This is a genomic window from Flagellimonas sp. 2504JD1-5, assembly GCF_053618295.1.
In genome coordinates this window covers 1743587-1757031 of record NZ_JBSIOU010000001.1, presented here as the reverse complement: position 1 = coordinate 1757031, position 13445 = coordinate 1743587, and the positions used below count along the sequence as shown (strand labels likewise).

Genomic DNA, 13445 nt, shown 5'->3' with positions numbered 1-13445 from the left:
TGCACGGCAAAATTACATAATTATTTTTGTACCCCTTCCATATACCGAAGTTGTATATTTGCCAGCAAATTTATCAGATGTCGAAAAAAGTCAAACCTTATAAAGATTCAGACCTAGGTAAAAAGGAGCAGGTCAGGCAAATGTTCGATACCATTTCTGGGGATTATGATGGGTTGAATAGGGTTATTTCTTTCGGCATTGACTTAAAATGGCGGAGAAAAGTAGTTGCTATACTTAAATCCAAAGCTCCAAAAAACATTCTTGATATCGCAACAGGAACTGGTGATCTTGCTATAGCCATGACGGCCACGGGCGCCGAAAAAATTGTGGGATTGGACATATCTCCTGGCATGTTGGAGGTTGGAAAGGAAAAAGTTGTCGCCAAAAACCTTCAAGATACCATTGAAATGATTGTGGGGGACAGCGAAAACCTTCCATTTGATAATGACTCTTTTGATGCCATAACTGTTGCCTTCGGCGTTCGAAATTTTGAAAATCTAGAAAAAGGACTCAGCGAAATTCTAAGAGTACTCAAACCCGGTGGGAGCTTTGTAGTGTTAGAAACTTCGGTTCCAACTAAAACACCTTTTAAGCAAGGGTATCGTATTTACACGAAATACATTCTCACTGCAATTGGTAAAATCTTTTCTAAGGATAGATCGGCATATGCATATTTATGTGAATCCGCTTCTGTTTTCCCACATGGAGAGGCGTTCAACAATATTTTGGGCAAAATCGGGTTTATAGGTATAGAGAACAAACCCCAGACATTTGGGGTGGCATCTATATATGTCGCTACAAAATAATTTGATGAGAAATGTCCTTCTTCTTTTTGGCTTGCTGATACTGGCATGTCCAAATTCCTTGGCACAGTTTAAAAAAGACCCCGTACTCAACCTTCAAAGTGAAGATTTGAAGTTATTGAACTGGGGATACTACCTGGGATTCAATCAGTATGACTTCCAATTTGAATACGAAAATGACATAGGTCAAGACATTTTGGTCAATAAAAGTATCGGTTTCAATGTAGGCCTTATTGGAGAGGTACGTATTAATGAATTTTTGGATGCCCGCTTTGAGCCTGGTTTACTTTATACTGCAAGAACTTTGGGTTTTCCTGGTTTTACTTCTGAAGCAGATGCGCTAAGAGAAGTTAAATCAACCTATATTCGGTTTCCATTGTTATTAAAAGCTAGTGCCCGAAGGTTTGGCAACTGGAAACCATACATTACCGGAGGTGTTTATACAGCTATGAATTTAGGTAGCAAGGAAGATAGCTTGGATGATAACAGCAGTGGTGAATTCCGAATGAAGAAAAATGTATACGGTTACGAACTTGGTTTTGGCATTGACATATATACCGAATATTTCAAGTTTTCACCTTCCATTCGAGGAGTTTTTGCCCTTACGGACGAAATTGTACCGGACAACGACCCAAACAGCCCATGGACAGGTAATATTGACGCCATGCGCACCCGAGGTTTCTTTATCAATTTTACATTTGAGTAGAAGCTTCCTTTCCCCTTCCACCACCATTTAGAGTTCAAGAAGCGTTGTTTGTCGATTGAGTTTTATAAATGAAATAGGTTCACTAATTTCATCCGTATGAAATTTTTAAATCATTGAATTTTAATATTTTAAAAATTTCAAGACATTCAGTAATTCGTATAAATTTTATTCATTTTGGTGGGAAATGTACCACCGAAAAAATTTATGCTCATTTCATTAAAAACTTGAATATGCGCTATTTACTTATTCCTTTGCTGGTGCTTTTGATTGGATGTAACTCCCAAAAAGAAGAAGAGCGTCCTAATATTTTATTTATTCTGTCCGATGACCACACTTCCCAATCTTGGGGAATTTATGGGGGACAATTGAAGGATTATGTGAAAAATCAAAATATACAACGACTCGCCAATGAAGGTGTGGTTTTGGATAATGCATTTTGCACAAATTCCATTTGCAGTCCAAGTCGTGCCGCTATTCTTACCGGGCAATACAGCCATTTAAATCAGGTATACACACTGCGGGAATCCTTGCCCGAGGGACACCCCAACATTGCAAAATCTTTGGGAGAAGCGGGTTACCAGACCGCAATCATTGGAAAATGGCATTTGGACAAGCAGCCTGAAGGGTTCGATTATTTCAAGGTACTCCCCGGCCAGGGCGAATACTGGAATCCGGTCTTCAAAGTCAAGGAAAACTGGCAAGACGGCTATATCAAAAAGGAAGAAGGCATTACCCATGAGGGCTTTTCTACCGATGTAATCACAGATTTGACGATTGAACATTTAAAACAAAGACAAAACAACCGGCCCTTTATGATGGTCTGCAGCTTTAAGGCCACCCACGAACCTTTTGAATATCCGAAGCGATACAATGACTATCTGAAAGATGTGACCCTTCCGGAGCCAGAATCACTCTATGATTTTGGCAAAGAAACCACCGGAAGATCATTTAAGGGGCAAAAATTGGAGAATTTGGGCATTCGATGGCAAAAAGCCACCGAAAGTCCCGAAACTTTTTGGACTTCGTATCCAGGTCTTCCCTATCCCCTAGATGGCCTGGACAGTGTTCAAAAAAGGAGTAAAATATTCCAAAAGCTAACAAAAGACTTTATTCGATGTGGGGCGGCTATCGATGACAACATAGGTAAACTGCTTAATTATTTGGAGGAAGAAGGCATTGCCGACAACACCATTGTTATATACACCGCCGATCAAGGATACTTTTTAGGGGAACATGGTTTTTTTGACAAACGACTGATCTATGAGGAAAGTCTTCGTATGCCATTTGTGATTAGATACCCAAAAGAAACGATGAAGGGCAAACGCTTGGATGATATTATTCTGAATATTGATTTTGCAGCCTTATTGGCCGATTATGCCGGTTTGCCGCCACAAGATTATATCCAGGGCAAAAGTTTTCGTGAAAATCTAAAGGGAAATACAGCCAAAGATTGGCGCGAACAAATGTATTACCGGTATTGGCTTCACTCACCTGATAGACCGGCCCATTTCGGTATTCGTAATAAAAGATACAAGCTTGCTCTTTTTTATGGACAAGGATTGGGCATGTATGGTAGCGATTCTACCTCAACACAGCTTGCTTGGGAATTTTATGATCTAAAAGAAGATCCAAAAGAATTGCATAACGCCATAGATGACCCAAAATATGCGGACATCATTGCTGAAATGAAGGTCGAATTGAAAAAAGAAAAGGAACATTTTAGGGACACGGATGAAAATCATCCTGAAATGATTGAAATATTGCAAGCAGAACTGGATTAACCCTCTCTTCTAATTTCGCTTAAAAGAATTGCTGTAGCAGTGGCTACATTCAAGCTTTCTGTGGTTTGTTCCCCAAACTGTGGAATGGCTATTCTTCTGGAAATCATGGATTCGATTTCAGAAGAAATTCCATTGGCCTCATTTCCCATTATCAAAATCCCATGTTTCGGTAACCTGGAAGCATAAACCGTTTCTCCATCCATAAAAGCCCCATAAGCGGGTTGGTGCGTTTCCTTTAGGTATTTCACCAAATCAACATAAACAACATTCACCCGGGCAATAGAGCCCATGGTCGCCTGCAGCACTTTTGGATTGTAACAGTCCACTGTACCCAATGAACATATCAGCTGTTTTATTCCAAACCAATCACACAATCGAATAATGGTCCCTAAATTACCCGGATCACGGACATTGTCCAACGCTATTACCCAATTTGAACTGTTAGTTGGCATATCAATTGGCATTTTAAATACACCCAAGACCCCATTCGGGGTATTTAAACTGCTCATTTGTTTTAACTCTGAAGAAGAGACCGTAACAAAATCTTTAAAATCCTTATTTACGATTTTGGCATCCACAAACAGATGATATGGTTCCAAACCTGCTTCAATCAATTCAAAAACCGTTTTTTTTCCTTCCACAACAAACAGTTTATGTTGAGTTCGGTACTTTTTTTGCTGTAAGCTCTTAACTAGTTTAATTTGGTTTTTGGTAACCATCTAAATCGTGTATTTTTGGCTTCTATGAGGGCACTTTCAGGTCTATTGCACAACTGGGCAAAAATAGGATTATTGTTGCTTATGTTTGGCATGGCTGCCTGCAATACCTTAAAAAAAGTGGATGACGGGGAATTTCTACTTACCAAAAATTCCCTATATGCGGATAGCTCAAAGGTCAATAACAGTGATATCAAGAGCTTAATCTCCCAAAAACCCAACAGCACCCTGCTGGGATACCCGCTTCGTTTAAACCTTTACAATATGGCCAAAGAAAATCCGGATTCCTCTTTTCAAAATTGGCTATACCGAAAAGAAAAAAGGGAAAAACGCTTAAATAACCTCCTTTCGCAAAAACAGGTGAACCGCCTGCGCGAATCTTTTTTGGTCAAAGGGGCCAGTGATTTTTTAAAAAGAATTGGGGAAGCACCAGTGGTTATTGACACAACACAAACCCAAAAATCTGTAGATCGATTAAAAGCCTACTACAACAGTAAAGGCTATTTTAATAATACAGGAACCTATAATGTTGTAAAGGGAAAGCGGAAAAAAAGGGCAGAAATCGAATATCAAATTACCTTGAATAAACCTTTTTATATTGATACCCTGCAAAAAAATATTAGTTCCCCTGAACTTGATTCCATTTACATTAAGGCATTTGACAAATCGCTCGTTAAAAGTGGAGATCAGTTTGATCTAGGCAATTTTACGGTAGAACGGGAACGCCTCACAACGCTGTTCAGAAATTCAGGTGTCTACAATTTTCAAGAAAGTTCCATCAATTATGACATTCTTAGGGATACCACGAAGGTGGCAGATGATCAAAAGATGGATGTTCAGCTCAATATACAAAAACCCAGAAGTGCCAATGACAGCCTCTCTGACAATACCTATAAAATTCACCGCTTTAAAAAAATCAATGTTTATGCAGACTATTTAATCGGAGGAAGCACGGATTCGCTCCAATCGATTGAGCACGAAAACTATACCATTTATTATAATAACGAGCTAAAATATAAACCCAAAGCCCTTACGGATGCCATTTTCTTTGAAAAAGATAGTGTATATCGAGATTTGGACAGAATCAGAACGTATCGCCAGATCACCAATTTAAATACGTTCAAATACCCAAATATTGAGTTCATTCCGGAAACTGGGGAGGCAATGCTGACATCAAACATCTACCTTGCCCCCCGTCCCAAATTCTCGCTAAATCTGGATTTCGATGTAACACATTCCAACATTCAGCGTGTAGGTACTGCATTTAGTGCATCGGTAATTACCAGAAACGTTTTTGGTGGTGCCGAGACTTTGAACATTTCGGCCCGGGGTTCTGTTGGTCTGCTTAACGACCGTAACTCTTCTTTGGCAAGCGGCACATTTACTTCAGAAATAGGAGGCGATGTAAACATTACTTTTCCAAGGATCTGGTTCCCATTCAATACTGAAAAAATCATTCCTTATTATATGTTGCCCCAAAGTAGGTTTTTGGTGGGTACCAATTTTCAGAAAAATATCGGGCTCGACAAACAATCCTTCAATACGGTACTCTCTTACAATTGGAATCCCTCTAACAGTCTTCGAAATACCATAGAATTGCTCAATGTGGAGTTTGTACGCAATGTAAACCCGGATAACTTTTATAATGTTTACCAGAACACCTTCAGTAATTTGGATAATATTGCTGATCAGTTTCAAGATGACCCTCAATATGCTTCTCTATTTGAATCCGTGGAAAATAATGAAGACCCGCTACAGTTAATTATTCCCTCCGGTGCGGATACTTTTGCCCAACGAGTATTGAACAATGAGATTCCCGTATCTCCCGAAGAATTTAGTGATGTAAATAGTATTGAGGAAAGAAGACAACGACTCACAGAGAACAACTTGATCTTCGCCAGTAATTATACCCTCTCCAAAAATAGCAAGGTCGATATCAATGACAACGATTTCTATCAATTCAGAATGAAATTGGAAAGTGCGGGCAATCTGCTCTCTGTTTTGGACGGGGTTATTCCCTACAATAAAAATGACAATGACCAGCTTTTGGTTTTTGGAGTTCCTTTTTCCCAATATTTTAAAACCGAACTTGATTTTATTCGTCATTGGGAAGTTGGAAACGCAAAAGTTTTAGCTTTTCGAAGCTTTTTCGGTCTTGCCATTCCATATGGAAATTCCGAAAGCATCCCTTTTGTCCGCAGTTATTTTGCCGGAGGTTCTAATGACAATAGGGCATGGAACGCATATGAACTCGGGCCGGGCAAAACGAGTAACATCAACGATTTTAATGAGGCTAACCTTAAACTGGCAATGAATCTGGAATATCGCTTTCCAATAGCTGGGGATGTAAAAGGCGCTCTTTTTGCCGATGCTGGCAATATTTGGAATGTATTTGACAATGAGGACAACCCGGAAGCCATCTTCAGTGGATTCAGTTCCTTGTCGGATATTGCATTGGGTACAGGATTTGGACTGCGGTACGACTTCACCTACTTTGTTTTTAGGCTTGACATTGGTTTTAAAACCTACAATCCGGCCGAAGAAGCATCAAAACGTTGGTTTAGGCAGTATAACTTTAAGAACGCTGGTTTTAATATCGGTATAAATTATCCCTTCTAGACCGAATATTTTATTACTTTTGTTCACTTATTTAACCAAAAATTAACTAAGTATGTCCCACAATATTAAGCCGGGCGTTGCAACGGGCGATGAAGTTCAAGCTATTTTTAATCATGCCAAGGAAAATGGTTATGCACTTCCTGCAGTAAATGTGATTGGATCTAATACCATAAATGCTGTTTTGGAAACTGCTGCAGCCTTAAATTCTCCTGTTATTGTCCAATTCTCCAATGGTGGAGCTCAGTTCAATGCCGGAAAGGGATTGTCAAACGAAAACCAAAGAGCAGCCGTACAAGGAGCGGTGGCTGGCGCCAAACACGTTCACCAGTTGGCCGAAGCTTACGGTGCTACCGTAATATTGCACACGGATCATTGTGCCAAAAAATTATTGCCTTGGGTAGATGGCCTCTTAGATGCCAGTGAAGAACACTATGCAGCTACAGGAAAATCACTCTTCAGTTCACATATGATCGATCTTTCCGAAGAACCCATCGAAGAAAATATCGAGATCTGCAAGAACTATTTGGAACGCATGAGCAAAATGGACATGACGTTGGAAATTGAGCTTGGTGTTACTGGAGGCGAGGAAGATGGTGTGGACAATACCGATATAGATAGCTCTAAACTTTATACCCAGCCCGAAGAAGTAGCTTATGCCTATGAAGAATTGTCTAAGGTGAGTCCAAAATTTACAATTGCGGCCGCCTTTGGAAATGTTCATGGGGTATACAAACCAGGAAACGTGACTTTGACGCCCAAAATCTTGAAAAACTCGCAGGAATTTGTTGCTGAAAAATTTGGAGTGGAGCACAATCATATCGATTTTGTTTTCCATGGTGGTTCAGGATCTACTTTGGAGGAAATTAGAGAGGCCATCGGATACGGTGTCATTAAAATGAACATTGACACTGACCTTCAATATGCTTTCCTATCCGGAGTTAGGGATTATGTGCAAGATAAATCTGGTTATTTGCAAGCACAGATTGGCAACCCTGATGGGGCCGATCAACCGAACAAGAAGTTTTATGACCCACGTGTTTGGCTTCGAGAAGGTGAAAAATCTTTTGTAGAAAGACTGAAACAAGCCTTCGAAGACCTTAATAACGTAAATACGCTTTAAGCGGTTTAACCTAATATAGATTCCATGTCGTCTTGGTTTAAAAGAAAGGAAAAGGGAATACAAACAGCTACCGAGGAGAAAAAAGACACCCCTAAGGGACTCTGGTACAAATCTCCAACCGGAAAGATTGTTGAATCTGAGGATTTGGCAAAGAATTTTTACGTAAGCCCTGAAGATGATTACCATGTAAGAATTGGCAGTAAGGAATATTTTGAGATTCTTTTTGATGACAATAAGTTCAAAGAATTGGATGAAAAGTTGTCGGCCAAAGACCCTCTTAAATTTGTTGATACTAAGAAATATTCGGAGCGCTTAAAAGCTGCTCAGCAAAAAACTGGTTTAAAAGATGCCGTTCGAACAGCTGTAGGCAAGTCTATGGGGAAAGAATTGGTCATTGCCTGTATGGATTTCAGTTTCATTGGTGGATCAATGGGAAGTGTGGTTGGCGAAAAGATTTCACGAGCCATTGACCATGCCAAGAAAAAGAAAGTCCCTTTTGTAATGATTTCAAAATCAGGAGGAGCTCGAATGATGGAGGCTGCATTGTCACTAATGCAATTGGCAAAGACTTCTGCTAAACTGGCCCAGTTGGCCGAAGCTAAAATTCCGTACATTTCCCTTTGCACGGATCCAACTACAGGCGGAACAACTGCTTCTTATGCCATGTTGGGTGATATTAACATTTCTGAACCTGGGGCGTTAATTGGTTTTGCAGGGCCCCGTGTGGTAAAAGATACGGTTGGGAAAGATCTTCCCGAAGGTTTCCAAACCTCTGAGTTTTTAAAAGAAAATGGGTTCTTGGATTTTATTTCCCACAGAAGGGATTTAAAAAAGAAAATCAATCAATACATCGATTTGATTACAAATCAACCCTTAAGAGCATAAAAAGAGCCCCGGAATGGGGCTTTTTTTATATCAGTTTTTACCTTCCAAATTCTCCGACTTTTTAATTTGAAAGATTCCCGCCAGTTTTTTAGTCTTGCTCCCCTCTTCATTGGGACGTTTAAGTATATTCAAATCTTTATATCCTTTAATTGCCCCCAACAGGGCTTTTTTGGAAAGTTTAAATTCCTTTTTAACATCATTTCCATAAACCACAAAACCTTGATCTTCTACAAAATCGAAACCTATAGAGTCTTTGGAAACATAATTGACCTTGAAATCCATTTTTTGCGGTGAAAAATAGGGGCTTGGTTGATATTTGGCTATATGGCCGTTCATATCCGTTACGGCCTCTACCTCTATCACCTTAAATGTATACAAATCATCAATTTCAGGTATTTTAACCAAATCCTCTTTTGCAGATATTCTGGAATTCTTGGTCCAACTCTTACCAATATTCTCTGCTGACACATCAACCGCTCCATAAATCACATAACCCAGCAAAAACAATACGGGAAGTGCTAAAACTATTGAACCTGAATAGCTCCAGATTGGACTGCGCCTTTTCAGCATTTTCAGGTTTATGGCAGAGCGCATTTCCGGGGTGGTATCTTCAAACTCCTTCTTTGTTTCCTTATCCTTTATTTTCCAATGTTTTTCCACAGGAAAAATTGGGATATACCAAAAATGAAAGACCTTTTGATATATGTTGAAGGTAAGGTTTTCAACATCCTTCAAACCGAGTTCATCTGCGGAAAACGATTTTATTTTAAGGGAATAGGTGCCCAGCTTTATTCTCATCAATTTATTTCTTAATTAAGAATCCTCCTAATAAACAGTAATTCGGAATTTTTATTTCGCCTTGATTCATGAAACATTCCCTGAATTGATGAACGGTCCATTTTAAATATAAAAAAGCCCCAAAATTGGGGCTTTTTATTGTCAGTTCGAGCGCAGTCGAGAACCTTTATTTTTTCATGATAAGTTTAAAAGAGACATCTCGACTGCGCTCGATATGACTGTTTTTCTTTAACAAGTTATTTTTTCTTGAACCTTCTCAAAAAAATCTCCTTTTCGGTACCATCGGGCTGTGTCAAGATTCCCACAGCATCGCAGGTGCCATCACCAAAATCCAAGCTGGCGGTGTTCTCATTTCTTGAGATTTCCAAAACTCCACTAACAATAAACCTACAGGCCATCTCTCTACGTAAAGGTGTGATCACTTCTTTTATAAAGATGTTACCTTCTCGTCCTATGTAAGTTCTTTTACCAGTAATTAAGAAAACATTGTCTCCCCAAAAACCAGAGCCATAACCTTCTATCCATTCCCTAGTCCGGGTTCCTTCAAAGGAAGCAGTATCACCATCAGGCCAAGTTGCCGAAAAAGATGCATTGGCGGTTGATTGCGGATTCCCGTTCTCGTTGGAGCGCTCTCTAAGAATATCTGCACTTCCCTCGATAGTAACGCCATTGAAAGTAAAATTCTCCAAACTTAACGCTAAAGATTTAGTGGCAGCTTCCATATCCTTTGCATAACTCAAGTTGATAATTCCGCTCAACACATTTCCATTGGGCAATTCACAACCTTCACCAAAATCAATGGTCTTTTCTTTGGTGGTATCCGTGATAACCGTGGTTATGGTGACACAATCTGGGAGAAAGTCCGATCGGTGTGGCACTTTTGAGATGAACGAAATTTCGTCCGAGGCATATACATCCTCAGCAATGGCAGTAACCTCTTCCGAAATCATTTCGGTCTCATCACTATACTGTAATTCTGTTGCCGAAATCACTTCTGTGCTAGCTAAACTTTCGGTAGAATCCTCCTCCTTTGAACAGGATGTTGCCAATAATAGAATTGTTCCAAAAAAGAGTGAGGTGATTTTCTTAAAATTGAATTGTTTAAGATTCTTTTTCATAATGATTAAAATTTTTGGGTTTGGTTCTATGACCCATCCAAAAGCAAAAGGTTTAATCCGACTTCAGAATTTTTCATTCTAAAAAAAGAAGTTATCTTTGCACGCTGATTGAAAGACAATCAATACATAAAAATCATTTAAACAAATATTGGAATGTATTTAACTAAAGAAGTAAAGGCCGATATCTTTAAGAAACACGGCGGCTCTGAGAGCAACACCGGTTCTACGGAAGGACAAATTGCATTGTTCACGCACCGTATCAACCATTTAACACAACACCTTAAAAAGAACCACAAGGATTACAACACTGAGCGTTCTTTGGTGAAATTGGTAGGTAAAAGACGTAGTCTTTTGGATTACCTAAAGAAAAAAGATATTGTAAAATACCGTGAGTTAATTAAAGAACTAGGTATTAGAAAATAAAATAATTGGGAGTCTATTCGGCTCCCATTATTTTTACCCTGAACTTGCTGAAGGGTATTACAAATTAAAGAAGTCCCAATCTTAAGATTGGGCAAACACAAAAAGCTGCCTACAGTTTTTCATTGGTCAGTGCCATTGGCACACACAACAACAACACAACCCGACCGTCCGGATGGCGGTAGACCAAATGTTTAACGACCCACGCAAATTTTAGTGGGTAAGACTAATTCTATGATTCCAAAAACTTTTAAAGAGGTCATTGACCTTGGTGACGGTAGGGAAATTTCTATCGAAACCGGAAAATTGGCAAAACAGGCCCATGGTTCTGTTGTTGTCCAATCGGGCAAGTGTATGCTATTATGTACAGTTGTCTCCAATTACAAGCAAAGTGATGTTGATTTTTTACCGCTCACGGTAGATTATCGAGAAAAATTTGCTGCTGCTGGGCGTTATCCCGGTGGTTTCTTCAAACGTGAAGCAAGACCAAGTGATGGCGAAGTATTGACCATGCGTTTGGTGGATAGGGTTTTAAGACCATTATTCCCTAAAGATTATCATGCCGAAACTCAGGTAATGATCCAATTAATGTCACATGACGAGGAAGTTATGCCAGATGCAATGGCCGGACTTGCCGCTTCTGCCGCAATTCAACTTTCAGATTTTCCGTTTGAATGCGCCATTTCAGAAGCTAGGGTTGGACGTGTTAATGGTGAATTCATCATCAACCCAACTAGAGAGCAGTTAAAAGAATCCGACATTGATATGATGATTGGTGCCTCAGCTGATTCTGTAATGATGGTCGAGGGAGAGATGGATGAGATTTCCGAGGAGGAAATGACTGAGGCTATCAAATTTGCACACGAAGCCATTAAGGTTCAGTGTGCTGCGCAAATAAAATTGGCCGAAGCTTTTGGGAAGAAAGAAGTACGGGAGTACGAACCTGAAAGAGAAGATGAAGACCTAGCAAAAAAAGTATATGATCTTACTTATGATAAGGTATATGCGGTGGCGAAGGCAGGTTCAGCAAAACATGAACGCAGTGCTGCTTTTGACGCTATTAAAGAGGAAGTAAAAGCTACTTTTTCAGAAGAAGAATTGGAAGATTTTGGTGATTTAGTTTCAAAATACTTCTACAAAGCGGAAAAAGAGGCTGTTCGTAACCTAACATTGGAAGAAGGTCTTCGTTTAGATGGACGTAAAACCGATGAAATCAGACCAATTTGGTGTGAAATCGATTATTTACCATCTGTTCATGGTTCTTCCATCTTTACCAGAGGTGAGACACAGGCTTTGGCTACCGTTACTTTGGGAACATCCAGAGAAGCCAATCAGATAGATATGCCATCTTTTGAAGGTGAAGAAACCTTCTATTTGCACTACAATTTCCCTCCTTTCTCAACCGGGGAAGCAAGACCAATTCGTGGTACTTCCCGAAGAGAAGTAGGTCACGGAAACTTGGCCCAACGTGCATTAAAAGGTATGATTCCAGAAGATTGTCCATATACCGTCAGAGTAGTATCTGAAGTATTGGAGTCCAATGGATCATCTTCCATGGCTACCGTATGTTCTGGTACAATGGCCCTTATGGATGCAGGTGTTCAGCTTAAAAAACCTGTTTCTGGTATAGCAATGGGATTGATTACCGATACGGAGACTGGCAAATATGCCGTTCTTTCCGATATTTTAGGCGATGAAGACCACTTAGGAGATATGGACTTTAAAGTCACAGGTACTGCTGATGGTATCACAGCTTGCCAAATGGATATCAAAGTAAAAGGTTTGTCCTACGAAATCTTGGTAAAAGCATTGATGCAGGCTAAAGACGGAAGACTTCATATCCTTGAAAAACTAACTGATACTATCGCCGCTCCAAACGCAGACGTTAAATCATACGCTCCAAAAATTGTTACCAAGATTATTCCTGGTGAATATATTGGTGCTGTTATCGGTTCTGGTGGAAAAGTGATTCAAGAATTGCAAAAAGAAACCAATACGACTATTGTTATCAACGAAGATCCTGATACTGAAGAAGGTATTGTGGAAATTTTAGGTACCGGTCAAGATGGTATCGATGCTGTTATTGCAAAAATTGACGCCTTAATGTTTAAGCCAGAAGTTGGTAGCGTTTACGAAGTAAAAGTGATCAAGATGCTTGACTTTGGTGCAGTAGTTGAATATGTTGAAGCTCCGGGCAATGAGGTTTTACTCCACGTTTCTGAATTGGCTTGGGAACGCACCGAAAATGTATCCGATGTAGTGAACATGGGAGATGTTTTTGATGTGAAATACTTCGGACTTGATCCAAGAACCAGAAAAGAGAAAGTTTCTAGAAAAGCGCTTTTACCAAAACCAGAAGGTTATGTAGAGCGTCCACCTAGAAACAATGATCGCAGAGGTGGTGACCGTCGTGGAGGTAGAGATAATCGTGATAGAAAACCTAGAAGAGACTAGTATTTAGTCAAATTTTTCAAAAATA

11 protein-coding genes are annotated in these 13445 nt (G+C 39.7%); 8 read left to right on the top strand and 3 right to left on the bottom strand.

Annotation, left to right across the window (positions count from 1 at the left end; genetic code table 11):
* The first annotated feature begins 77 nt into the window (after positions 1-77).
* The 3 genes from ubiE to ACULLG_RS07775 all read left to right on the top strand — a co-directional run bounded on the left by ubiE (position 78) and on the right by ACULLG_RS07775 (position 3290).
* A complete protein-coding gene (gene ubiE, locus ACULLG_RS07785; protein WP_452126202.1) occupies positions 78-806 on the top strand; it encodes a bifunctional demethylmenaquinone methyltransferase/2-methoxy-6-polyprenyl-1,4-benzoquinol methylase UbiE in 729 nt (242 codons plus the stop codon).
* Between the two features lie 4 nt (positions 807-810).
* Positions 811-1509, top strand: coding sequence for a type IX secretion/gliding motility protein PorT/SprT (porT, locus tag ACULLG_RS07780; RefSeq protein ID WP_452126201.1), 699 nt, complete (start codon positions 811-813; stop codon positions 1507-1509).
* A 230-nt stretch (positions 1510-1739) separates the two neighbouring features.
* Positions 1740-3290, top strand: a complete 1551-nt coding sequence (locus ACULLG_RS07775; RefSeq protein ID WP_452126200.1) for a sulfatase family protein — start codon at positions 1740-1742, stop codon at positions 3288-3290.
* On the opposite strand, the gene ACULLG_RS07770 is transcribed toward ACULLG_RS07775, so the two are convergent.
* Positions 3287-4009, bottom strand: a complete 723-nt coding sequence (locus tag ACULLG_RS07770; protein ID WP_452126199.1) for a TrmH family RNA methyltransferase — start codon at positions 4007-4009, stop codon at positions 3287-3289. The two genes, ACULLG_RS07775 and ACULLG_RS07770, sit on opposite strands and share 4 nt — an antisense overlap.
* 24 nt (positions 4010-4033) lie before the next feature.
* Here ACULLG_RS07770 and tamL point away from each other — a divergent pair, with 24 nt between their 5' ends.
* Genes tamL through accD form a run of 3 tightly spaced genes read left to right on the top strand, consistent with a single transcriptional unit; the run spans position 4034 to position 8630 of the window.
* Positions 4034-6625, top strand: a complete 2592-nt coding sequence (tamL, locus tag ACULLG_RS07765) for a translocation and assembly module lipoprotein TamL (protein WP_452126543.1) — start codon at positions 4034-4036, stop codon at positions 6623-6625.
* 52 nt (positions 6626-6677) lie between these two features.
* On the top strand, positions 6678-7745 hold the full coding sequence (gene fbaA / locus ACULLG_RS07760) for a class II fructose-bisphosphate aldolase (RefSeq protein WP_452126198.1): 1068 nt from the start codon (positions 6678-6680) through the stop codon (positions 7743-7745).
* A 24-nt stretch (positions 7746-7769) separates the two neighbouring features.
* Positions 7770-8630: an acetyl-CoA carboxylase, carboxyltransferase subunit beta gene (gene accD / locus ACULLG_RS07755; RefSeq protein WP_452126197.1), complete on the top strand. Its 861-nt coding sequence runs from the start codon at positions 7770-7772 to the stop codon at positions 8628-8630.
* Positions 8631-8660: 30 nt separating this feature from the next.
* Here accD and ACULLG_RS07750 read toward each other — a convergent pair whose 3' ends face one another.
* Positions 8661-9428, bottom strand: coding sequence for a hypothetical protein (locus ACULLG_RS07750; protein WP_452126196.1), 768 nt, complete (start codon positions 9426-9428; stop codon positions 8661-8663).
* A 236-nt stretch (positions 9429-9664) separates the two neighbouring features.
* Positions 9665-10546 carry a hypothetical protein gene (locus tag ACULLG_RS07745; RefSeq protein ID WP_452126195.1) on the bottom strand — a complete coding sequence of 294 codons (882 nt, stop codon included), beginning with the start codon at positions 10544-10546 and terminating at the stop codon, positions 9665-9667.
* A gap of 153 nt (positions 10547-10699) precedes the next feature.
* On the opposite strand from ACULLG_RS07745, the gene rpsO reads away from it, so the two are divergent.
* Positions 10700-10969, top strand: coding sequence for a 30S ribosomal protein S15 (rpsO, locus tag ACULLG_RS07740; RefSeq protein ID WP_420602569.1), 270 nt, complete (start codon positions 10700-10702; stop codon positions 10967-10969).
* A 231-nt stretch (positions 10970-11200) separates the two neighbouring features.
* Positions 11201-13420 (top strand): polyribonucleotide nucleotidyltransferase, encoded by a 2220-nt coding sequence (locus ACULLG_RS07735; protein WP_452126194.1) that lies wholly within the window; start codon positions 11201-11203, stop codon positions 13418-13420.
* Positions 13421-13445 lie beyond the last annotated feature (25 nt).

Coding starts and splice junctions, on each gene's coding strand:
- ubiE (WP_452126202.1), top strand. CDS start 78: ATGTCGAAAAAAGTCAAACCTTATAAAGATTCAGACCTAGGTAAAAAG.
- porT (WP_452126201.1), top strand. CDS start 811: ATGAGAAATGTCCTTCTTCTTTTTGGCTTGCTGATACTGGCATGTCCA.
- ACULLG_RS07775 (WP_452126200.1), top strand. CDS start 1,740: ATGCGCTATTTACTTATTCCTTTGCTGGTGCTTTTGATTGGATGTAAC.
- ACULLG_RS07770 (WP_452126199.1), bottom strand. CDS start 4,009: ATGGTTACCAAAAACCAAATTAAACTAGTTAAGAGCTTACAGCAAAAA.
- tamL (WP_452126543.1), top strand. CDS start 4,034: ATGAGGGCACTTTCAGGTCTATTGCACAACTGGGCAAAAATAGGATTA.
- fbaA (WP_452126198.1), top strand. CDS start 6,678: ATGTCCCACAATATTAAGCCGGGCGTTGCAACGGGCGATGAAGTTCAA.
- accD (WP_452126197.1), top strand. CDS start 7,770: ATGTCGTCTTGGTTTAAAAGAAAGGAAAAGGGAATACAAACAGCTACC.
- ACULLG_RS07750 (WP_452126196.1), bottom strand. CDS start 9,428: ATGAGAATAAAGCTGGGCACCTATTCCCTTAAAATAAAATCGTTTTCC.
- ACULLG_RS07745 (WP_452126195.1), bottom strand. CDS start 10,546: ATGAAAAAGAATCTTAAACAATTCAATTTTAAGAAAATCACCTCACTC.
- rpsO (WP_420602569.1), top strand. CDS start 10,700: ATGTATTTAACTAAAGAAGTAAAGGCCGATATCTTTAAGAAACACGGC.
- ACULLG_RS07735 (WP_452126194.1), top strand. CDS start 11,201: ATGATTCCAAAAACTTTTAAAGAGGTCATTGACCTTGGTGACGGTAGG.